Origin of the sequence: Mycolicibacter sinensis, from assembly GCF_001667375.1 — a bacterium.
Classification (GTDB): domain Bacteria; phylum Actinomycetota; class Actinomycetes; order Mycobacteriales; family Mycobacteriaceae; genus Mycobacterium; species Mycobacterium sinense_A.
This window is the reverse complement of record NZ_LZIN01000058.1, coordinates 1-19,049: the sequence shown is the minus strand read 5'-3', so window position 1 is coordinate 19,049 and position 19,049 is coordinate 1. Positions and strand designations below refer to the sequence as shown.

The following is a 19,049-nucleotide window of genomic DNA, read 5'->3' as shown; positions in this document are numbered from 1 at the left end:
AACACGACTATGGATGACGAAGAACGAGTGATCGTCGAGACCGCCGCGGCGTTCGCCGAGAAGCGTCTCGCCCCACACGCCCTGGAATGGGATGAGACGCACCACTTTCCGGTCGACGTGATGCGGGAGGCGGCCGAACTGGGCATGGCCGCGATCTACTGCCGTGACGACGTCGGCGGGTCCGGACTGCGCCGCCTGGACGGGGTGCGCATCTTCGAGCAGTTGGCGATCGCCGACCCGGTGATCGCCGCCTACCTGTCGATCCACAACATGTGCGCCTGGATGATCGACAGCTACGGCACCGAAGAGCAGCGCAAGAACTGGGTGCCCAGGTTGGCGCCGATGACCTCGGTCGCCAGCTACTGCCTCACCGAACCGGGGGCCGGATCCGACGCCAGTGCGCTGAGCACCCGCGCGGTGCGGTCCGGGCCCGGACAGAACGCAGACTACGTGCTCGACGGCGTCAAGCAGTTCATCTCCGGCGCCGGTGTCTCGGACGTGTACGTGGTGATGGCCCGCACCGGCGGTGAAGGCCCTCGGGGCATCTCGGCGTTCATCATCGAAAAGGACTCGCCCGGACTGAGTTTCGGTGCCGCCGAGCAGAAGATGGGCTGGAACTCCCAACCGACCGCGCAGGTGATTCTCGACGGGGTGCGGGTGCCCGCCGAGGCGATGTTGGGCGGCCCCGAAGGCGAAGGAACCGGCTTCTCGATCGCGATGAACGGCCTCAACGGTGGCCGGATCAACATCGCGGCCTGCTCGCTGGGCGGCGGGCAGGCCGCGTTCGACAAGACCGGCGGCTACCTGGCCGACCGGTCGGCGTTCGGCAAGGCACTGCTCGACGAGCCGACGATCCGCTTCACCCTCGCCGACATGGCGACCGCACTGGAGACCTCCCGGCTACTGCTGTGGCGCGCGGCGACCGCGCTCGACGACAACGCGCCCGACAAGGTCGAACTGTGCGCGATGGCCAAGCGCTACGTCACCGACGCCTGCTTCGACGTCGCCGACCAGGCGCTGCAACTGCATGGCGGCTATGGGTATCTGCGCGAGTACGGTCTGGAGAAAATCGTCCGGGATCTGCGGGTGCACCGCATCCTGGAGGGCACCAACGAGATCATGCGGATGGTGATCGGCCGGGCCCAAGCCGCCCGCGTCCGGTCTGGCCAGTAGCCGGCGCAAAGGAGAGACATGGCGATCGTGGCGTTCCTCGGCCTGGGCCACATGGGCGGGCCGATGTCGGCCAACCTGGTCACCGCCGGGCACACCGTGCGGGGCTTCGACCCGGTGGCGGCGGCCGCCGCGGCCGCCGAGCAGCACGGGGTGAGCATGCAGCCGTCAGCCGCCGACGCGGTGGCCGGCGCCGACGCGGTAGTCACCATGCTGCCGCACGGGGACGCGGTGAAGCGCTGCTACGCCGAGATCCTCACCTGCGCCCGGCCCGACACCCTGTTCATCGACAGCTCCACGATCTCGGTTAACGACGCCCGCGAGGTGCACACGCTGGCCGGCTCGCACGGGTTCGCTCAACTCGATGCCCCGGTGTCCGGCGGTGTCGCCGGTGCGGTCGCCGGGCGACTGGCCTTCATGGTCGGCGGCAGCGAAGAAGCAGTGACACGGGCGAAACCGGTGCTGGAACCGATGGCCGCCAAGATCATTCACTGCGGTACCGCCGGAGCTGGCCAGGCCGCCAAGATCTGCAACAACATGGTGCTGGCCGTGCAACAGGTCGCCGTGGGTGAGGCGTTCGTGCTGGCCGAAAAACTCGGACTGGCCGACCAGGCGCTGTTCGACGTGATGACCGGGGCAACCGGAAACTGCTGGGCGCTGCACACCAACTGCCCGGTTCCCGGCCCGGTGCCCACCTCCCCGGCGAACCGCAATTTCGAGCCGGGTTTCGCCACCGCGCTGATGAACAAGGATCTTCACCTGGCGATGGACGCGGTGGCGTCGACCGGCGCGAACGCCCCGCTGGGCAGCCACGCCGCCCAGATTTACCGCGACTTCGCCGCCGAACACAGCGCCGAGGACTTCAGCGCGGTGATCAACCTGCTGCGGGAGAGCTGAGCGCCCCGCCGTCCTGCCGACTACTTCGCGATTGCCATCAGCGCGCCCGGCCGTAGCCAGCCGATGATCTTCACGAGCGTGGCGTCATCGATCGCCACGCAGCCCGCCGTCGGCCCGCCATCGGTGGTGTGAAAGAAGTAGGCGGAGCCGTCACCGGGGGTGCGGGTTTTATTGACGCCGATGACCACCGCATGCCGGTACTGCGGGATGTCGAGGTTCTCACTGGCCGCCGTGTTGAACGGGCACTGGGCTTTTTTGCAGACCTGCATGGTGTTGTAGGTCGGGCTGTTGGAGTCGCTGTCCCACCAGTGGTCGGATCCGACCTGCACATAAGGCAGGCCACCGCCGGGATTCGGAGCGGTGCCGAACGCCGAATCGAGCGTGTAGAACCCCATCGGGGTCGACGGTTCACCTTCCTTGGTTTGCGGGGTGATACCCGCCGAGCCGACATGTGCCGGAATCCCGGCTGCGACCGGTTCCCACCCGGCGGCAGTCCGCTGATAGACATCGATCTTTGCGGTCGAATGACCCACTCCGACAACCGAAACCACCTGGGTGGCATTGCCGACCGCCTCGGCGAACCACGGTTCGACGACCGCCGCGGCCAGTGGCGCGGTCACCGAGGTCACGCCCATCGCACACAGCACCGCGCACAGCAGAACTACCAGTCGACGAGGCACCAGATCATGGTCGATGACCGGTGGCGTCAGCGTCAATTAACCAGCGCCGTGATCAACCCGCTTCGCGGCAGCTGAACCGGGCCACCACCCGCTGCGCCTGCAGTTCCCGGCACCCGTTGGCCGACAGGCCGTCGTAGCCGTCGGTGTCGGCGAAGATCGCAGGCAGGCCGATGGCCGCGGCGGTCCGGGCGCCGGCCTCGGATCCGGCGATCACCAGCGACTCACCGGCGACGATGCCCAGCTCCCACAACGCCAGCCGGTAGAGCTCGGCGTCACCGGCGGGACCGGTGAGGTCCTCGGCGGTCACGACGGTCTCGGTCATGCCGTCCCCGATCAGTTCCCGCACCCGGGCCTGCACCGCGTCGCGCGGTCCGGCGCCGACCACGGCCACCCAAAGTCCGGTGGCGAACAGGCTCAGCACCAGGTCCACCAGGCCGGAGCGGGGCTCGCCGTCGGCGTCGGCAAGAGCATCGATATCGAAGATCACCGCTTGTAGGGGGTACACCTCGGCGTCGGTGTGCACCTGGTCCCACCAGAACGGGCGGCCGGGACTGGTCCATGTCGCGAGCTCAGTTGTGATCGGCATAACAGCAGGGTGCCCGAGAACGGGCGCGGGCGTCCTCCCCCATTCGGGGGAACTGCCCGGGGTAAACCGTCGGAGCTTATTCGGGCCTTATTGTCATGTCATGCCCGTGCGACTGGTCCTCGTCGACGATCACGAGATGGTGATCGAAGGCCTGCGGGCCATGCTCACCGCGTTCACCGACCGGATCGAGGTGGTCGGGCAGGCGATCAACGCCGAGCAGGCGCTGGCCGTGGTCGCCGAGACCGACCCCGACATCGTGCTGTGCGACGTACGGATGCGCGGCGAAAGCGGTCTGGACCTTTGTCTGGCGCTGCGGGAACGCGACCCGGAACGCCGGGTGGTGATGCTCTCGGTCTACGACGACGAGCAGTACCTGTTCGAGGCGCTGAGAGTCGGTGCCAGCGGCTACCTGCTCAAGAGCATCAGCAGCGACGATCTGGTGCATCAGATCGAGATGGCCCACCGCGGCGAGACGGTGATCGACCCCGGCCTGGCGGCCCGGGCGGCCGGCACCGCCGCCCGGCTGCAACGCGACGAGTTCTGGCCCGGCGCCCGCCAGGGCCTCACCCAGCGCGAAAGCGAGATCCTGGCCTACATGGTCAGCGGGCTGTCCAACCGCGGCATCGCCACCAAGCTGGTGATCGGCGACGAGACCGTCAAGAGCCACCTGCGGTCGATCTACCGCAAGCTGGGGGTCTCCGACCGCACCGGCGCGGTGGCCACCGCACTGCGCGAAGGCATCTACCGGTGAGCTCGGCCGGCCAGAACCGGTCCCGCACCCGCAAAGCCACCGCGGTACGGGATTTTGTTGACGCCAACCACGAGCTGGCGCTGCTGCGCGAGCTCATCCAGGCCGCCTCCAGCGGGCCCGGCGTGGAACCGCTGGCCGCCGCGGCCGCCCGGATGATCACCGCGGCCACCGGCACCGACGTCTGCTTTGTGCACGTCCTCGACGACACCGACAGGTCGCTGACCCTGACCGGGGCGACGCCGCCGTTCGACACCGAGGTCGGCAAGATCCGGCTGCCGCTGGGCTCGGGGGTGTCGGGGTGGGTGGCCAGCCATCGCGAGCCGGTGGTGATCAGCGACAACAAGGAGGCCGACCCGCGCTACGTGCCGATCGAGTCGCTGCGCGGACGCGATTTCACCTCGATGGTGTCGGTGCCGATGGAGACCGATCCGGGCGGGCTGGTGGGCGTGCTCAACGTGCACACCGTGGCGCGCCGCGACTTCACCTCCAGCGACATCGAGCTGTTGCGGGTGATCGGCCAGCTCATCGCCGGCGCCATGCACCAGGCCCGGTTACACCGGCAGTTAGTGGCGCGCGAACGCGCCCACGAGCTGTTCGTCGAGCAGGTAATCGAGGCTCAGGAGATCGAGCGGCGCCGGTTGGCCGGTGACATCCACGACGGGATCTCGCAGCGGCTGGTGACGTTGTCCTATCGGCTCGACGCCGCCGCCCGGCTGGTCGCCGCCGACCCCGACGAGGCGTCGGTGCAGTTGGAGGCCGCCCGCGAGCTGGCCGGGCTGACGCTGCAGGAGACGAGGGTGGCGATCAGCGGGCTGCGGCCGCCGGTGCTCGACGACCTGGGCCTGGCCGGCGGGCTGGCCAGCCTCGCAAGGTCGATCCCGCAGCCGCGCATTGAGCTGGACCTGGACGAGACCCGGCTGCCCGAGCACATCGAGCTGGCGCTGTACCGGATCGCCCAGGAGGGCCTGCAGAACGTCGTCAAGCACGCTGAGGCGACCATCGTGCGGCTGCGGTTCGCCATCACCGCCGATCCCGACACGGCCCGGCTGGAGATCGTCGATGACGGCGTGGGTTTCGACACCTTCGAGCATCCGGTGGGCGGCGACGAGATGGGCGGCTACGGGGTGTTGTCGATGGCCGAGCGCGCCGAGCTGGTGGGCGGCCGGCTCAACATCCGGTCGCGCCCCGGCGCGGGAACGGCCGTCACCGCCACCATCCCGATCCCGTCCCCCTCCGCACGAGACGCCGGCTAAAAGTCCCCGGCATGCCGGCGCAGGGTCTCGATCGCCTCCGACAGGCTGCGGGACTCCTGCGCCGACATTCCGATGTCGGCGAATACCTCGCGGTTGAGGCTGACGGTCGCCTCCGCCACCGTCGAGCGGCCCAGATCGGTGATGGACACCAGCGTGGTGCGGCCGTCGGTGGGATGCGGCAGCCGTTCCACCAGTCCGGCGGCCTCGAGCCGGCGGATCGCGTGCGTGACGCTGGTGACGTGGACCTGCAGCCGGTCGGAGGCCTTGGTGATCGGCAGGGCGCCGGAGCGGCTGAACGCCAGCAGTCGCAGCAGCTCGAACCGGGAGAAACTCAGGTCGTAGGGCCGCAGGGTGGATTCCACCCGGGCCAGCAGGATCTGGTGGGCGCGCATCACCGACGTCACTGCCACCATGCCGTCGGCGACCTCACCCCAGCCGGCCCGCTCCCAGTTGGCGCGGGCTAGCGCGATCGGATCGGGCTCACCGGCAGGGTCAGGGGGATAACAGGCCACGCTCCTTATTACCGCACGTGCCAAATGCGCGCGGGACGGAAACACCCTCGGATCAGAAGCCCAGCGGCAGGAGTGCAACCCACAAGTCGGTGAGCGGATCCGTGAACGGGATGATCGACGTGCTGTCCAGGGCCGGGTCCATCGAATCCCTGAACGTGTTGACCGTCTCGTCGACCGTTCCTGCGGTCACGTCCGCGGGCAGCCCCAGGCCGGGATCGGCCAAGGCCAGGTGATCCGAGGGGTCGATTCCCGATGTCAATACGTCGGTGATGCCGAGGGACGGTATCTGGAAAACGATCGCATCAAAGTGTTCGTCCGGGTCGGCGAAGCCCTGGTCGGTGAAGAAGCCGAAATTCTGCACGGGCCCACTTAGAAAATCCGGGTCGGGGCCCGGCGGCGAGATGACCGTGATGCCGTCGCCGTCGTCTGCGTGGGCGAGCGGGCCGGCTGTCAACGAGATGAGCGCGACGGCCAGGAAAGCTCCGGCAGCCGTGCAGAGACCGGGTGTGGTTCGGATAGCACCCATCAGAGCGACTCCAATTCGTGAATGGGTTGAGGATGAAGGTGATACGACCCATTCATGAATTCAGTTCAGACGCGAACAGAAGTAGTTCGCGTCGGCCGAGTCAGACCTGCGTCAGGATCCGCGGCCCGTCGTCGGTGACGGCGACGGTGTGCTCCCAGTGCGCGGCGCGGGACCCGTCGGCGGTGACCACCGTCCACTCGTCCTCGAGGATGCGGGTCTGGTCGGTGCCCAGGGTCAGCATCGGCTCGATCGCCAGCACCGATCCGGCTACCAGCAGCGGCCCGCGCCCTGGCTCCCCCTCGTTGGGCAGGAACGGATCCATGTGCATCTGGCGGCCGATACCGTGGCCGCCGTAGCCCTCGACGATGCCGAACGAGCGGCGGAACCGCGCCGACGCGGCGCGGGCGCCCGTTTCGATGGCATGCGAGACATCGCTGAGCCGGTTGCCCGGGACCATCGCCGCGATTCCGGTGTCCATCGCCTGCCGGGTGGCCGCCGACAGGTCCTCGTCGGCCGATGACAGGGTGCCGACGCCGAACGTCACGGCCGCGTCGCCGTGCCAGCCGTCCAGGATCGCACCGCAGTCGATGGACACCAGATCCCCTGCCACCAGCACCTCGCTCGGCGACGGGATGCCGTGCACCACACGGTCGTTCACCGAACTGCAGATGGAGGCGGGGAAACCGTGGTAGCCCAGGAACGACGGCGTGGCCCCCGCTTTCCGGATTACCGACTCGGCGACCTCGTCGAGCTCCAACGTCGACACGCCGACGGCAGCGGCCTCACGCACCGCGGCCAGGGCGGCGGCGACGACGGCACCCGCCGCGGCCATCGCGTCGAGCTCCCCCGGGCTGCGATGCGGCACCGCCTTCCGCCGCTTCGCCCACCCGATCACTTAGCGTCCCAGGGCGCTCAACGCGCGCGCGAACACCTCATCGAGCGTGCCGAGTGCATCCACCACGTGCAGCTCGTGCTCATCCTGGTAGTAGTCCAGTAGCGGCGTGGTCTCTTCGCGGTAGACCACCATGCGGTTGTGGATCACCTCGGCGGTGTCGTCCGCACGGCCACGCGCCTTGAGCCGCTTGAGCAGCTCGCTCTCGGTGACCCGGAACTCCAGCACCGCATCCAGCTTCGTCTGGCGGCGTTCCAGCATGTCATGCAGCGCCTCGGCCTGCTCCACGGAACGGGGGTAGCCGTCCAGGATGAATCCGCCTGCCGCATCGGGCTGGTCGAGCCGGTCCTCAACTAGTGCGTTGGTCAGCTCGGGCGGCACCAGGTCGCCGGCATCGAGGTATTGCTTGGCCTGCCGGCCCAGTTCGGTGCCCTCGGCGATGTTGTGCCGGAACAGGTCGCCGGTGGAGATCTGCGGGACGCCCAGCTTCTCGGCCAGTTTGACGGCCTGGGTGCCCTTACCCGCCCCGGGCGGTCCCAGCAGTACGACTCTCACTTGAGGAACCCTTCGTAGTTGCGCTGCATGAGCTGGCTCTCGATCTGCTTGACCGTGTCAAGCCCGACGCCGATCATGATCAGCACCGCGGTGCCACCGAATGGCAGGTTCTGGACTGTCCCGGAGTTGCCCATCTGCAGGAACAGGTTGGGCAGCACCGAGATCACACCCAGGTAGATCGAGCCCGGCAGCGTGATCCGGTTCAGCACGAAACGCAGGTAGTCCGCGGTCGGGCGGCCCGGCCGGATACCCGGGATGAAGCCGCCGAACTTCTTCATCTCGTCGGCGCGCTCGTCGGGGTTGAACGTGATCGACACGTAGAAGTAGGTGAAGAAGATGATCAGGCCGAAGTACACACCGATGTACACCAGGTTCGACGGGTCGGACAGATAGGTGCTGACGGCCTTGTCCCACCAGCTGTTGCCGACGCCGCCGCTGCCGCTGCGGACCAGCTGGGTCACCAGCTGCGGGATGTAGATCAGCGACGATGCGAAGATGACCGGGATTACGCCGGCCTGGTTGACCTTGAGCGGCAGGTAGGTCGAGGTGCCGCCGTACATCCGCCGGCCGACCATCCGCTTGGCGTACTGCACCGGGATACGGCGCTGGCCCTGCTCGACGAAGACCACGCCGACGACGATGACCAGCGCAGCCAGGCAGACCATGGTGAAAACCAGGCCGCCGCGGGAGTCCAGGATCGTCTTGCCCTCGATCGGAATACGTGCGGCGATACCGACGAAGATCAGCAGCGACATGCCGTTGCCGATGCCGCGCTCGGTGATCAGCTCACCGAGCCACATCACCAGCACCGCACCGGAGGTCATCACCAGCACGATGACCATCAGGCCGAAGATGCTGTGGTCGGAAATGATGTCGTGGCGCAGGCTGCAGGTCTGCAGCAGGCCGCCGTTGGCCGCCAGCGCGACGATGGACGTGGCCTGCAGCACCGCCAGCGCCACCGTCAGGTAGCGGGTGTACTGCGTCATCTTGTTCTGGCCGGACTGGCCTTCTTTGCGCAACTCCTCGAAGCGCGGGATGACCACGGTCAGCAACTGCACGATGATGCTCGCGGTGATGTAGGGCATCACGCCGATAGCGAACACCGTCAGCTGCAACAGCGCACCGCCGGAGAACAGGTTGATCAGTGAGTAGACCTGCGCCGCCTCACCGCCGCTGACCTCTTTGATGCACTGCTGCACGTTCTGGTAGTCGACGCCGGGCGACGGGATGGCCGCCCCGAGCCGGTATATGACGATGATGCCCAGGGCGAACAAGATCTTGCGCCTCAGGTCGACCGTCCGCAGTGATGAGATGAAAGCCGAGAACACTCTTCTCCTCCTGCGCAGCCGAGGTCCGGTCGCGGCGTGCCATTGGGCTGGTTTGTTCCGGCCCGGTTAGTCCTGGGGTGGTCCTGCGCTTCCGCGTCGACGCGCCGACCGATCATGAGGCGGCCACGCGTGTACTTCAGGCGCGTCAGCAGTCTACGAGACTAACAGCTCAGCACCGTGGGCCGGGCAGCCGCAGCGACGCGCTGTCAGCGGACCATCAGCGGGCGGGGGTACAGTCGACGACAGCTCGTTAAATCAGCTAATTAATTTCCGGCGCTGCGTCGCCGGTAACCATAGGAGAGTTCGAGTATGAAACAAACCGGCCGATTTCCCGGAGACACCTGGGATCTGTCCTCCAGTGTGGGCGCCACCGCGACCATGGTGGCGGTGGGCCGCGCGGTGGCCAGCCGCGGAAACGGCACCGACCGGCCGCTGATCAGCGACCCCTACGCCGAGCCGCTGGTGCGCGCGGTGGGCGTGGACTTGTTCAGCAAGCTCGCCAGCGGCGAGCTCAGCCCGGCCGACTTCGACGACGGCGAGGCCGAAAACGGCGCGACGATGCTGTCCCGGATGTCGGACAACATGGCGGTGCGCACCCGCTTCTTCGACGAGTTCTTCCTCGACGCGTGTACCGAAGCGGGCATCCGGCAGGCCGTCATCCTGGCCTCCGGGCTCGACGCGCGCGCCTATCGGCTCGACTGGCCGGCCGGCACCACCGTCTTCGAGATCGACCAGCCCGACGTGATCGAGTTCAAGACCCGGGTGCTGGCCGCCCAGGGCGCCCAGCCGGCTGCCGATCGCCGGCCGGTAGCCGTCGACCTGCGTGACGACTGGCCGGCCGCGCTGCGGGCGGCGGGTTTCGACCCGGCCGCGCCGACCGCCTGGAGCGCCGAGGGCCTGCTGGCCTACCTGCCCGCCGACGCCCAAGACAGGCTGTTAGACACCGTCACCGCACTGTCGGCGCCCGGCAGCAGATTCGCCGTGGAATGCACCCCGCCGCTGGACCCGTCCGACGAGGACACCGCACGCACGCGGATGCGGGAGGCCGCCGAGCGGATGCGCAGCCGCGGCCTGGATCTCGACCTCACCGAGCTGGTCTACTTCGGTGACCGCAATGAAGCCCCCAGCTACCTCGCCGGGCACGGCTGGCGTCTCGACAGCCGCACCATCAACGAGCTGTTCGCCGCGCACGGCCTCCCCCAGCTCGAGGAGGCCGACAGCTACGGCGGGCTGACCTACGTCACCGCGACCCTGGGATAGGCGATGGCACGCAGCGAGAACGACAGCTGGGATCTGGCATCCAGCGTGGGCACGACCGCCACCATGGTCGCGGTCGGCCGCGCGCTGGCCAGCCGGCAACCCGACGCGCTGATCGACGACCCGTTCGCCGCGCCGCTGGTGCGTGCGGTGGGGATCGAGTTCTTCAACCGGCTGCTCGATGGTGAGCTGGACCCGGCGGTCGCTGCGGAAGCCGACGCCACCGCCGGGCCGATGACCGAGGTGATGGCGGTGCGCACCCGGTTCTTCGACGACTTCTTCCTGCAGGCCGCCGCCGCCGGTATCCGACAGGTAGTCATCTTGGCCGCCGGACTGGATTCGCGGGCCTATCGGCTGGGGTGGCCGGACGGCAGCGTCGTTTACGAGATCGACCAGCCGGAGGTGATCGAGTTCAAGTCCCGAACCCTGGCCGAGCTCGGCGCCGAGCCGACCGCCGAGCGCCGGACGGTCGCCGTCGATTTGCGCGACGATTGGCCGGACGCATTGCGCCGAAGCGGATTCGACGAGACAAAGCCGACCGCGTGGAGCGCCGAGGGGCTGCTCGTCTATCTGCCGCCGGAGGCCCAGGATCGGCTGTTCGACAACATCACCGCGTTGAGCGCGCCGGGCAGCCGGCTGGCCACCGAATACCACCCCGACGGCGCGGCCGCGCTCACCGATTCGAATCGGTCGGTGGGCCGGCGCTTCGCCGATCAGGGCCTGGATCTGGACATGGCCGATTTGGTCTTCGCCGGCGAGCGGCGACCCGCCGGTGAATACCTGACCGAACACGGGTGGCAGGTCAGCGGACGCACCCGGACCGAAGTCTTCGCGGCCTATGGCCGCAGCTTCCCCGACGAGGCAGAAATCGTTGCGCAGCTGCGCAACTCAGTGGCGATCGAGGCTATTCGCGCCTAAGCGCTAGGCCACGTCGAAGTCCGGCAGCGCCAGATCGGGCGCCGCGAGGCCGTGGTCCCCGCCGAGCAGTCCCCACACGTCGCTGAAGTCCGCGGAACCGGCCGGCGGCAGCGGCGGGTCGGTCGGTGCGATGACTCCCGATCCGGTCAGGTAGGCGATACCCCGGGCCAGCGTGTCGGTGGTATCGACCACCAGGCCGCCGGTGAACTGTACGACCTGCTGGAGGAATTCGGCCAGTCCGCTGACCAAGAAGATGTCCTGGTCGACGATCGACTGCAGGAACTTGTCGATTTCGGTGACGACGAGGTTCAGCCCGTAAGGGATGGAGGTGACGATCGTCCGGATCCCCAGCATGATGTCGTTGCCGATGTTCGGGTAGCCGTACATCGCGATCGCGTCGGTGAGCGCCTGCTTGAGGTCCACGGGCGAGACGACGCCGTTGAGGACGGTCGGGTCGAACGCCATCGAGACGCCGTCGAAGTCCGAGCGCATCGGGACCCCGAACAGTGACAGGATCGTGGGCGTGATGTCGGCGATGGAGTAGTTCAGGTTCTGGCTGCCGTCGGTGGCGTGATCGCCGGCCTGATCGAAGATGACGAACTGCGTCGTCTCATTCGGCGACTGGAAGCCATGACCGAAGCCCAGTGACTGCTGGTGGCCGTGGTCGGTGGTGATGAGAATCGACCAGTCATCGCCGGTGACCGCCTTGACCGCGGCTATCGCGTCCAGGATCTCCTTGATGTTGGCTCCGGTATTCACCACGGCTTGCGCGTACTCGGCCGAACCGCCCCCGAAGCTGTGCCCGGCCTCATCAACCTGCACCTGGTAGGAGAACAGAAAGTTCGAGATGTCATCCGGGTTGTTCGCGGTGGCCATGATCTGGGCGATGGTCTGCGCGGTGACCTGCGCGTCGGTGGTGGCCCAGTCGTCCTGGAACGGGACGAAGATGTTGTTGTCCGCCGGGTGGCCGCCCGCGCCGGCGATGCCGTTGATGTAGTCCCAGTCCGCGACCACCGTGGTGTTGACCTCGGGCTTGTAGTACTCGAGCATGTTGAACACCGTCGGCCACTTGTCGTACGGCTCGGGCCGGAACAGGTTGTTGACCACACCGTGCTTGTCGTCCCAGACACCGGTGAGAATCGTCGACCACGACGGCCCGGAGATCGTGGTGTGGTTCACCTCGGTCGCCGCGCCGGTGATGCCCTGATCCATCGCGATCTTGAACCCGCTGTCGTCGTTGTAGGCATACTCCAGGATCTTGCTGAGGTTGGTGCCGTCCACGCCGATCAGCAGCACATGCTCGGCGGCCAGCCACCAGTCCAGCGCCGACGGCCCCACATAACCGATCGGCACGCCGACCGCGGCCCCCGTTCCGGCGACCAGACTCGCGACGGCGGTACCGCACAGAAACTGCTTGATTGATGTCACGATCGATTCCCTCGTCGAAGTTCCGCCCACTGGCGGCGACACTAGCAGAACACCCAGGGAACACTCAGGTTTTTTGACCGTTTCATTCATTTTTTCTATATCGGCGTTGAAGAAACGCTGACCCGGGGTATAACCGCACCGATGGTGCTCAAAGTCAAGGTGTCGCCCGACCTGATCGACGGGGACGTCGATGAGGGCTACGGCAAGGTCGCCGACGCGTTCCGCGCCAACTTCGCCGGCGGCCGCGAGGTGGGTGCCGCGGTCTCGGTGTACCGCGACGGCATCAAGGTGATCGACCTGTGGGGCGGCTACCGCGACGGCGTCACCATGGCGCCCTGGCAGCGCGACACCATGGTCAACGTCTTCTCGACCACCAAGGGTGTCGCCGCCCTGGCCGTGGCATTGGCGGTGTCGCGCGGACTGTTCGGCTACGACGACAAGGTGGCCGACCACTGGCCGGAATTCGCCCAGGCCGGCAAGGGTGAAATCACGGTCCGCCAGCTGCTCGGTCATCAGGCCGGCTTGTGTGTGCTCAAGCCGGTGCCGTCCCTCGCTGACGTCGCCGACCCGCAACGACTGGCGCCGATACTCGCCGCCCAGCGGCCGGTCTGGCTGCCCGGCACCCGACACGGCTATCACGCGATCACGCTGGGCTGGTATGAGTCCGAGCTGACCCGTCGCACCGACCCGGCCGGCCGCACCCTGGGCCGGTTTCTCGCCGACGAGATCGCTGCGCCCCTCAAATTGGACTTCTGTATCGGACTGCCGAAATCGGTGGCGCGCCAACGGGTGGCGCTGTTGCACCAGTGGAAGCGGGCGGAGGGGCTGCTGCACCTCAAAGCGATGCCGATGCGCCTGGTGGCCGCGTCGTTCAATCCGGTCGGCTTGCTGACCCGAGCGGGATGCCTGCCGAGCAATGTCACCCCGTGGGACGGTGACTACAACCGTGACGACGTGCGTGCGATCGAGATCCCCTCGGCCAACGGAATCGGCACCGCATCGTCGATCGCGCGCCTTTATGGTGCTGCGGCAACCGCCGATCCGGCGCTGCCGCTGAGCGCACCGGTGCGCGAAGCGCTCGCCGCGATGCCGGCATCACCGAGCCGCGGTGAACGCGACAAGGTGCTCGGCGTCAAAGTCCGCTTCTCCCTGGGGCTGTCCAAACCGGGGTTCGGCGCCGTCTTCGGTTCCTCGGATTCCGCTTATGGCACACCGGGTTTGGGCGGGTCTTTCGGCTTCGCCGATCCCGATACCGGGATCGGTTTCTGCTACGTGATGAACCGCCTGGGATTTCACCTCTACAGCGATCCCCGCGAACTCGCGCTACGCCGCGCGCTGTTCTGTGACGTGCTGGGTGCCAGACCGCAGACCTGACCGCGGGGTGCCTACATGTGCTCCGGGCAGTAGTGCGCGGTCGAGATGGCGGCGAACTCCCCCGCCTTCTGGATGGTGAAGCCGGGGTTGGTGGCCTGCACCGCGACGACGGTGTCCATCGGGGACAGCCCGGCGTCCATCAGCTGGCACACGGCACGGCCGGCCGACACCGCGGCCTGGTCGTTTCCGGAGTGGCTGAGCCCGGCCCCGGTCAGGGTGGCGAGGAACTGCCCGTCGATGCCGGTCGGTGCGGCGTGGGCAGGCGCCGCGAGGCCGACCATCGCACTCAGACCTGCCAACAGCAGTAACCGTTTCATGCTTCCCAGCATGAGTGGCGCTCGTTAAGCGCGCGTTACCGAGTTTTTACTGTCGCGGAAGCAAAATGTTGAATCTGTGTTACGCGCTCACCAGCGCGATTCACCCAACCACAGCACCTGGGCGCCGTTGACCGACCGCCCCGCCTGCTCGACGATCCCGGTCAGCGACCGCACCAGCAGCGCCCCGACCGCATCCGAGAGCGCCGCCGCCGGCTGCGAGGACGGGCGCGGCCGGATGAACTCCCACAGTGACGAGCCGGGGTAGCGCACCGTGCGGACCTGCGCGTGGGGGTCGAGTCCGGCCAGCACCTTGGCGCGGCGCACGGCCGTGCCCAGTCCACCCAGCTCGTCGACCAAGCCGCGTTCGGCGGCGTCAGCGCCGGTCCACACCCGCCCGCGCGCCACCGCGTCGACCGCCTCGGTGGACAGCTTGCGACCTTCGGCGACCCGCGCTACGAAGTCGGTGTAGAACAGGTCGGCCTCGGTTTCGACCTGCCCGTGCTGTTCGGCGGTGAACGGGGCGTTGATCGACCAGGCGTCGGCGTTGGCGCCGGTGCGCACGGTGTCGGTGCCCACTCCCAGGCGGTCCTTGAGCTCGCGGGCGACCAGCTTGCCGGTCACCACGCCGATCGATCCGGTGATGGTGCCCGGGTTGGCCACGATGGCGTCGGCGCCCGCCGAGATGTAGTAGCCGCCGGATGCGGCGACCGCGCCCATCGAGGCCACCACCGGTTTGCCGGCCTCCCGCGCCTGCTGCACCGCACGCCAGATGGTCTCCGAGCCGGTGACCGAGCCGCCCGGGCTGTCCACCCGCAGCACGATCGCAGCGACGTCGTCGTCGGCGGCGGCCTCGCGCAGGGCCGCGGCGATCGTGTCGCCGCCGACGCTGCGGTTGCCGAACGGCGACAGCTGCGGCCCGCCGGAGCCGCTGACGATCGCCCCTGCCACCGTCACCACGGCGATCGCCGGCTTGGGTTTGCGTCCCGGCAGGCCCGGTCGTGCTCCCTCGGCGGTGGCATTCGCGTAGCGCGACAGGTAGAGACGAGGTGGTGCGTCGTCATCGTCGGCGCCTGAGATACCCTCGGCGCCAACGAGTTCGGCGATGCGTTCGTAGGCCTCGTCGCGAAATCCGATCCGGTCGATCAGGCCCGCCCCGATCGCGTCGTCACGCAGCAACGGCGCCCGGTCGGCCAACTCGTCGACGACGCCGCCGTCCAGATTCCGCGATTCGGCGACGGCCCTGCGCACCTGCGCGTGCAGGCTTTCTACCAGCGCGGTATCGGCCTCGCGGTGCGCGTCGGTGTAGGAATCCTGGGTGAACAGGTTGGCCGCCGACTTGTATTCGCCGCGGGCGACGAACTGCGCTTCGATGCCTGCCTTGTCCAGGGCGGTGCGCAGGAACGTCGCATTGGTGGCGAAGCCGATCAGTCCGAGCGTCCCCGAGGGTTGCATCCACACCTCGCCGAACGCCGACGCCAGGTAATAGGACAGGGTGCCCGGGTAGGTCTCCGCCCACGCCAGCGACGGCTTGACCGCGGTGAAGTCGGCGATCGCGGCCCGAAGCTCCTGGACCGGGCCGGCAGCCGCGGACGAAAGCTGCACCCGCGCTATCAGTGCGGCGACTCGCGGGTCTTCGGCCGCGCGGTGGATCGCAGCCACCACGTCACGCAGCACCGGCGGCTGGCTTCCGGAACGAAGCAGCGCCAGCGGGTCGAAACCGCCGGTCTCGTGCGGCAGCGACTGCAGGTCGAGTTCGAGCACGACACCGTTGGGCACACCATGGTGCCGGGCGGTGTCGATGCGCCGGGCCGCGCCGCGCAGGTCATCCAGGCCAGGTAACGACGGCAGCAGGGAGAACATGGATTTCAGCCTACCGGCGTGGCCTCGCCCAGTTCTCAAGCTCGGGGCGCGCTACCCCACGATGCTGCCGGGGGCGCCCGCACCTCCTGCGCCGCCCGTGCTTCCGCTGGGCGGACTGCCCGGAGAGCCCGGGGTGCCGTTCGCCGGGCCACCGGTACCACCGGTGCCACCGGCTCCACCGGCACCGCCGTTTCCGCCGGTGCCGCCATGGCCGCCGGAGCCGGTGAAGACCCCGATGAAGTCGCCGCCGGCCGCACCGCCGGTGCCGCCGTCGCCGCCGTTGGTGCCGGCCGCCGTACCCGAGCCACCCTTGCCGCCGGCGCCGCCGTCACCGCCGAAGGCGCTCAGGGCGTTGCCGCCACCGGCACCACCGGTTCCACCGGCACCGCCGGTGCTGCCGACCGCGGTACCGGCGGCGCCACCGGTGCCCCCCGCGCCGCCCGTGCTGCCGGGCGCGGCACCAAGAAGGTTGTCGCCACCGACACCACCGGTGCCGCCCTGGCCACCGACACTGCCGACCCCGCTGCCGCCGGCGCCACCGGTCCCGCCGGCGCCACCCGCGCCGCCGGACAAGACACCGATTACGTTGCTGCCACCGGTGCCACCGGTGCCGCCCTGGCCGCCGATGCTTCCGACCCCGCTGCCGGCGGCGCCACCGGTGCCGCCGGTGCCGCCGGTGCTACCGACTGCCAGACCGGCAAGGTTGGTGCCACCGGTGCCGCCGGTCCCGCCCTGGCCGCCGACACTTCCGTCGGCGTTGCTCGCGGCGCCACCGTCGCCGCCGTTCCCGCCCTTGCCGCCGCCGATGGTTCCGGCCAGGCCGCCACCGCCGTCGCCGCCCTGTCCACCTTCGCCGGCGATGCTGCCGGCCTGGTTGGCGGCGGCGCCGCCGGTGCCGCCCGTACCGCCGGCGCCACCGTTTCCGCCGACCACGGAGATGGCGGCGTCACCACCCTTACCACCGTCGCCGCCCGCGCCGCTGATACCGGCGGCGCCCTGGTCGACTCCACTTCCGCCGCCAACGCCAGCCACCCCGCCGGCGCCGCCGTGGCCGCCCTGAGCGCCGGCGCCACCCAGGCCGACGAGAACGCTCCCACCTAGACCGCCGGCGCCGCCGACACCGCCGTCGCCGCCGGCGCCATTGCTACCGACGAGCCCGCCGTTGGCGGTGCCGGCGACACCGCCGACACCACCGAGGCCGCCGACGCCACCCACGGCACCGGCCTGCGCCCCGCCGAGGCCCAGGGCAGCGACTATGGCATCCGCACCGTTACCGCCGTCACCACCGGTGCCGCCGGTACCGCCCGCGCCACCGGCGCCGGCGTTGAAGCCGTTCCCGCCGGTGCCACCGACGCCACCCGCACCGGCATTGCCGCCCGTGCCGGGGAGAGTGGGGTTGAGCAACGAGTTGACGCCGTTCGTTCCGGCCTTCCCGGTGCCACCCATGCCGCCGTCGCCGCCGTCGCCGCCGTCGCCCTGCTGCGCGTGGCTGCCGTCGGTTTCCTGGCCGCCCTGACCCCCGTCGCCGCCGGTGCCGCCCTTTCCACCGGTGCCGCCGGCCGTGTTCACCGAGTTGGACGCGGTTCCCTGGGCGCCATTGCCGCCGAGGCCACCGTTACCGCCGACGCCCGCCTGGCCGGCGCTGCCGTCGCTGCCGGCATTGCCGCCGTCCGCCGGGTTGTTTCCGGCTCCGTCTAGGCCGCCAGCGCCTGCCGTGCCGGCCTTACCGGCGTGGCCGGCGTTGCCGCCGGTGCCACCCGTCCCGCCATTGCCGCCATTGGCACCATTCGCCGTGGTCGAGGTGTAGCCGGTGCCGCCGGTGCCGCCTTTACCGCCGTTGCCGCCCTGGCCGCCGTCACCGGCGTCGCCGCCCTTACCTCCGGCACCTACGTCGCCATTGACGCTGCCGGTACCCGCGGCACCACCCTGGCCGCCCTTACCGCCGTTACCGCCGGTGCCGCCGTCGACTCCATTGCCGCCGGTTTCCCCGGCGCCGCCGGTCGGGGTGCTCGACGTTCCCGCCTTCCCCGCGCCGCCGTCGCCGCCGTCGGGCCCCGTAGTCCCGGTGGCGCCGTCACCACCGGCACCGCCCTCGCCGCCGTTGCCGCCGACACCTTGCAAACCGGTGGCGCCGTCTGTTCCCGCGTCGGCCCGGTCGACGCCGGCTCCGTTCAGGCCGCCGAGGCCTGCGGTGCCGCCTTCGCCGCCCTGCCCGCCGGTTCCGCCGGCGCCGCCGACACCGCCGTTGCCGCCGGACAGCCCGGTGGTGCCGGGTCGGTCGTAGCCGGCGCCGCCGTTTCCGCCGTTGCCGCCGGTTCCGCCCTGGCCGCCGATACCGCCGTTGCCGCCGACACCGCCGGCGCCCACCACGCCGTCCGTGGAACCGGTGCCCGCCGCACCGCCCTGGCCACCGGCCCCGCCGTTGCCGCCCGCTTGACCCTGCCCGCCGGTGTGCCCGGTTTCGCCGGTGCCACCGTCGGGCGTCTCGCTGGTTCCTGCCGCGCCCACGCCACCGTCCGGACCGGTCGTTCCGATCCCGCCGGCCGCACCGTCTCCGCCCTTGCCGCCCACGCCGCCGTTGCCACCGGCGCCTTGATCACCAACCGCGCCATCAGCACCCGAGTTCGCCTGCCCGCCCGCACCGCTACCACCGGCACCACCCCCGTCGGGCCCCGTAGTCCCGGTGGCGCCGTCACCACCGGCACCGCCCTCGCCGCCGTTGCCGCCGACACCTTGCAAGGTGTC

General features: G+C 69.3%; 17 protein-coding genes and 1 pseudogene. 7 read left to right on the top strand and 11 right to left on the bottom strand.

Going from position 1 to position 19,049, the window contains the following annotated elements:
* The first annotated feature begins 9 nt into the window (after positions 1 to 9).
* Together A5771_RS11540 and mmsB are read left to right on the top strand one after the other, a co-directional pair.
* Positions 10 to 1,173 carry an acyl-CoA dehydrogenase family protein gene (locus A5771_RS11540; RefSeq protein ID WP_064855358.1) on the top strand — a complete coding sequence of 388 codons (1,164 nt, stop codon included), beginning with the start codon at positions 10 to 12 and terminating at the stop codon, positions 1,171 to 1,173.
* Positions 1,174 to 1,191: 18 nt separating this feature from the next.
* The gene (gene mmsB, locus A5771_RS11535) at positions 1,192 to 2,067 is read left to right on the top strand and encodes a 3-hydroxyisobutyrate dehydrogenase (protein ID WP_064855357.1); all 876 of its coding nucleotides are present in this window, start codon (positions 1,192 to 1,194) and stop codon (positions 2,065 to 2,067) included.
* Between the two features lie 20 nt (positions 2,068 to 2,087).
* Here the strand turns inward: mmsB and A5771_RS11530 are convergent, their stop codons facing one another.
* Positions 2,088 to 2,702 (bottom strand): L,D-transpeptidase family protein, encoded by a 615-nt coding sequence (locus tag A5771_RS11530; RefSeq protein WP_064855356.1) that lies wholly within the window; start codon positions 2,700 to 2,702, stop codon positions 2,088 to 2,090.
* A gap of 97 nt (positions 2,703 to 2,799) precedes the next feature.
* The gene (locus A5771_RS11525; protein ID WP_064855355.1) at positions 2,800 to 3,333 is read right to left on the bottom strand and encodes an HAD family hydrolase; all 534 of its coding nucleotides are present in this window, start codon (positions 3,331 to 3,333) and stop codon (positions 2,800 to 2,802) included.
* 100 nt (positions 3,334 to 3,433) lie between these two features.
* On the opposite strand from A5771_RS11525, the gene A5771_RS11520 reads away from it, so the two are divergent.
* Both A5771_RS11520 and A5771_RS11515 read left to right on the top strand, forming a co-directional pair.
* Positions 3,434 to 4,084, top strand: a complete 651-nt coding sequence (locus A5771_RS11520; protein WP_064855354.1) for a response regulator — start codon at positions 3,434 to 3,436, stop codon at positions 4,082 to 4,084.
* Positions 4,081 to 5,337 carry a GAF domain-containing sensor histidine kinase gene (locus tag A5771_RS11515; protein ID WP_064855353.1) on the top strand — a complete coding sequence of 419 codons (1,257 nt, stop codon included), beginning with the start codon at positions 4,081 to 4,083 and terminating at the stop codon, positions 5,335 to 5,337. The genes A5771_RS11520 and A5771_RS11515 overlap by 4 nt, the downstream gene beginning before the upstream one ends.
* Here the strand turns inward: A5771_RS11515 and A5771_RS11510 are convergent.
* The 5 genes from A5771_RS11510 to secY all read right to left on the bottom strand — a co-directional run bounded on the left by A5771_RS11510 (position 5,334) and on the right by secY (position 9,150).
* Positions 5,334 to 5,849, bottom strand: a complete 516-nt coding sequence (locus A5771_RS11510) for a MarR family winged helix-turn-helix transcriptional regulator (RefSeq protein WP_064855352.1) — start codon at positions 5,847 to 5,849, stop codon at positions 5,334 to 5,336. The genes A5771_RS11515 and A5771_RS11510 overlap by 4 nt on opposite strands.
* A gap of 52 nt (positions 5,850 to 5,901) precedes the next feature.
* Complete coding sequence (locus tag A5771_RS11505; protein WP_064855351.1) at positions 5,902 to 6,375, bottom strand: hypothetical protein; 474 nt, start codon at positions 6,373 to 6,375, stop codon at positions 5,902 to 5,904.
* 100 nt (positions 6,376 to 6,475) lie between these two features.
* Entirely contained in the window at positions 6,476 to 7,270 is a 795-nt protein-coding gene (map, locus tag A5771_RS11500) for a type I methionyl aminopeptidase (protein ID WP_064855350.1), read from the bottom strand.
* A complete protein-coding gene (locus tag A5771_RS11495; RefSeq protein ID WP_064855349.1) occupies positions 7,271 to 7,822 on the bottom strand; it encodes an adenylate kinase in 552 nt (183 codons plus the stop codon).
* Positions 7,819 to 9,150, bottom strand: a complete 1,332-nt coding sequence (secY, locus tag A5771_RS11490; protein ID WP_064855348.1) for a preprotein translocase subunit SecY — start codon at positions 9,148 to 9,150, stop codon at positions 7,819 to 7,821. The genes A5771_RS11495 and secY overlap by 4 nt, the downstream gene beginning before the upstream one ends.
* Positions 9,151 to 9,459: 309 nt before the next feature.
* Between secY and A5771_RS11485 the strand changes: the two genes are divergently transcribed.
* Positions 9,460 to 10,410 (top strand): class I SAM-dependent methyltransferase, encoded by a 951-nt coding sequence (locus A5771_RS11485; RefSeq protein WP_064855347.1) that lies wholly within the window; start codon positions 9,460 to 9,462, stop codon positions 10,408 to 10,410.
* A 3-nt stretch (positions 10,411 to 10,413) separates the two neighbouring features.
* Entirely contained in the window at positions 10,414 to 11,325 is a 912-nt protein-coding gene (locus tag A5771_RS11480; protein ID WP_064855346.1) for a class I SAM-dependent methyltransferase, read from the top strand.
* 3 nt (positions 11,326 to 11,328) lie between these two features.
* Here the strand turns inward: A5771_RS11480 and A5771_RS11475 are convergent, their stop codons facing one another.
* Positions 11,329 to 12,753 carry an alkaline phosphatase family protein gene (locus tag A5771_RS11475; RefSeq protein WP_064855345.1) on the bottom strand — a complete coding sequence of 475 codons (1,425 nt, stop codon included), beginning with the start codon at positions 12,751 to 12,753 and terminating at the stop codon, positions 11,329 to 11,331.
* A gap of 141 nt (positions 12,754 to 12,894) precedes the next feature.
* Here A5771_RS11475 and A5771_RS11470 point away from each other — a divergent pair, with 141 nt between their 5' ends.
* On the top strand, positions 12,895 to 14,127 hold the full coding sequence (locus A5771_RS11470) for a serine hydrolase domain-containing protein (RefSeq protein WP_064855344.1): 1,233 nt from the start codon (positions 12,895 to 12,897) through the stop codon (positions 14,125 to 14,127).
* Positions 14,128 to 14,138: 11 nt separating this feature from the next.
* Here A5771_RS11470 and A5771_RS11465 read toward each other — a convergent pair whose 3' ends face one another.
* From A5771_RS11465 to A5771_RS24315, 3 genes and pseudogenes are all read right to left on the bottom strand, one after another.
* On the bottom strand, positions 14,139 to 14,444 hold the full coding sequence (locus A5771_RS11465; protein WP_207545430.1) for a DUF732 domain-containing protein: 306 nt from the start codon (positions 14,442 to 14,444) through the stop codon (positions 14,139 to 14,141).
* 87 nt (positions 14,445 to 14,531) lie between these two features.
* A complete protein-coding gene (gene sppA, locus A5771_RS11460; RefSeq protein WP_064855342.1) occupies positions 14,532 to 16,304 on the bottom strand; it encodes a signal peptide peptidase SppA in 1,773 nt (590 codons plus the stop codon).
* 51 nt (positions 16,305 to 16,355) lie between these two features.
* Positions 16,356 to 19,049, bottom strand: a pseudogene (locus A5771_RS24315) (PE family protein); the annotation flags it as partial.

Bases quoted from the DNA above. Each gene is read 5' to 3' on its own strand.
- A5771_RS11485 (WP_064855347.1), top strand. From the start codon at position 9,460: ATGAAACAAACCGGCCGATTTCCCGGAGACACCTGGGATCTGTCCTCC.
- mmsB (WP_064855357.1), top strand. From the start codon at position 1,192: ATGGCGATCGTGGCGTTCCTCGGCCTGGGCCACATGGGCGGGCCGATG.
- A5771_RS11525 (WP_064855355.1), bottom strand. From the start codon at position 3,333: ATGCCGATCACAACTGAGCTCGCGACATGGACCAGTCCCGGCCGCCCG.
- A5771_RS11540 (WP_064855358.1), top strand. From the start codon at position 10: ATGGATGACGAAGAACGAGTGATCGTCGAGACCGCCGCGGCGTTCGCC.
- A5771_RS11530 (WP_064855356.1), bottom strand. From the start codon at position 2,702: ATGGGCGTGACCTCGGTGACCGCGCCACTGGCCGCGGCGGTCGTCGAA.
- A5771_RS11465 (WP_207545430.1), bottom strand. From the start codon at position 14,444: ATGAAACGGTTACTGCTGTTGGCAGGTCTGAGTGCGATGGTCGGCCTC.
- A5771_RS11505 (WP_064855351.1), bottom strand. From the start codon at position 6,375: ATGGGTGCTATCCGAACCACACCCGGTCTCTGCACGGCTGCCGGAGCT.
- sppA (WP_064855342.1), bottom strand. From the start codon at position 16,304: ATGTTCTCCCTGCTGCCGTCGTTACCTGGCCTGGATGACCTGCGCGGC.
- A5771_RS11480 (WP_064855346.1), top strand. From the start codon at position 10,414: ATGGCACGCAGCGAGAACGACAGCTGGGATCTGGCATCCAGCGTGGGC.
- A5771_RS11470 (WP_064855344.1), top strand. From the start codon at position 12,895: ATGGTGCTCAAAGTCAAGGTGTCGCCCGACCTGATCGACGGGGACGTC.
- A5771_RS11520 (WP_064855354.1), top strand. From the start codon at position 3,434: ATGCCCGTGCGACTGGTCCTCGTCGACGATCACGAGATGGTGATCGAA.